The sequence below is a fragment of the Flavobacteriales bacterium genome (assembly GCA_013214975.1).
Taxonomy (GTDB): domain Bacteria; phylum Bacteroidota; class Bacteroidia; order DT-38; family DT-38; genus DT-38.
Map to the genome: position 1 here is coordinate 1 of JABSPR010000224.1, position 1,836 is coordinate 1,836.

The window sequence follows — 1,836 nt, forward strand, 5'->3', positions numbered from 1 at the left end:
AACTTTGGCTGTGGTTCAAGTCGAGAGCATGCGGCGTGGGCCATTTCCGATTATGGAATTCGCGCTATTATTTCAAGCCAATTCGCGGATATCTTCAAGGGAAATGCTTTGAACAACGACATCATACCAATTGAACTTGAAGCTGATGAATTGCAATTGGTGATGAGCTACGTAGAAAAACATCCTGACGCTAATATTGACATTGATATTGAAACGCAATCGGTAAAGATCTACAACGGTGACTTTTCGTTTCAGAAAACGTTCGCGATAGATCCATTGAAAAAGAAATTCATCATGGAAGATATAAGCGAATTAGAATATTTATTGAGTATCAAAAAAGATGTGCAAGCATTTGAAGAATTGAACATATTATGAAAAAGCAAATAGCAGTAATTCACGGCGATGGAATTGGGCCTGAAATCGTGAATCAAGCAATCAAGGTGATGAATTCAATTGCCTTTCGATTCGAGCATGATTTCAAATACATTCCTGTTGACATGGGTGCTTGCGCCATTGAAAGGTATGGTGTACCAATTACAGACAAAGATCTTGAAATTTGTGCGTCTAGCGATGCCGTTCTTTTAGGTGCGATTGGAGATCCAAAATACGACAACGATCCGACGTTAACCGTTCGACCTGAACAGGGACTTTTGAAATTAAGACAGCATTTAGGCCTGTTCTGTAATATTCGCCCAATAGAAACGTACGATTTAATTTCTAACAGTTCTCCTTTAAAAAATCACTTGTTGACAGATGTTGATTTTGTGATTTACCGTGAACTTATTGGTGGGATTTATTTCGGTGAGAAAAAATTAAACGAAGACCAGTCCGAAGCGAGTGACCTGTGTTCCTATTCAGTAAAACAAATTGAACAAATTACTCACGAGGCTTTCAAAGCGGCTGAACAACGAAATGGTAAATTGACATTGGTTGATAAAGCAAACGTACTTGAGACTTCACGTTTGTGGCGAAAAGAGGTGACTCGAATTGCAAAGCAATATCCAAATGTCACCCTTGATTATTTATTTGTTGACAATGCAGCAATGCAAATTATTCAACATCCACAATCGTTTGATGTTATTCTAACAGAGAACATGTTTGGTGACATCCTTTCTGATTTGGCAAGTGTAATTACGGGATCAATTGGTATGCTACCTTCTGCTTCGGTTGGAGGAACGAATGGTCTTTTTGAACCAATTCATGGTTCATATCCACAAGCAAAAGGACAGGATATTGCGAATCCAAATGCGACGATTCTTGCGGTTGCGATGCTCTTTGATCACTTGGGCTTGCCTGAGGAAGCGGAGGTGACTCGGGAATCAGTTGACTGGGCAATGCAAGAGGGGATAGTTTCAGTTGATCTGTCGTTTGAATCGCCTTCGAGCTGTAGTCGAATTGGGGATATGATCGCAAATTATATTGAGGATAACGGAGCTGTGTTTATTAATAAGCGGAATACTGAGGAGAGTAAGGGGGTACTTATATAGATTCGGCTGCACCTTTTAGATCATCGGATCGCTACCGCATTTGGATCGGCTACGCCCTTTGGATTTGTAGGGGTTTGTGCTGTGCCTTGGCTTTAACCACAGAGCCGCAAAGTCGCCAATTATATTTGTTTGATTGATGGGTTTACCTTCGGTGCTGCTTCGCGGTGTGCTTTGTATTGTTTAACCACTAGTACACAAAGGCCTTTATGTTTGTTTTGATAAATTAAAAGATAAATCAGAACTATAATCTGAAGAACCTGGAAAGGAAAGGTGAACTAAGCAAAGGCATAGAAATGACCTATTACGTGTATCAGACCTATCCGATCCTGGACAAAAGAGCCAATTAGAA

2 protein-coding genes are annotated in these 1,836 nt (G+C 40.2%); both read left to right on the plus strand.

The window, feature by feature from the left end; all coding sequences use genetic code 11:
• Window positions 1–375, plus strand: a 375-nt coding sequence (locus HRT72_07510; protein ID NQY67553.1) for a 3-isopropylmalate dehydratase small subunit, incomplete at its 5' end; no start/stop codon positions are given.
• Window positions 372–1,487 (plus strand): 3-isopropylmalate dehydrogenase, encoded by a 1,116-nt coding sequence (gene leuB / locus HRT72_07515; GenBank protein ID NQY67554.1) that lies wholly within the window; start codon window positions 372–374, stop codon window positions 1,485–1,487. The genes HRT72_07510 and leuB, both read left to right, overlap by 4 nt.
• Window positions 1,488–1,836 lie beyond the last annotated feature (349 nt).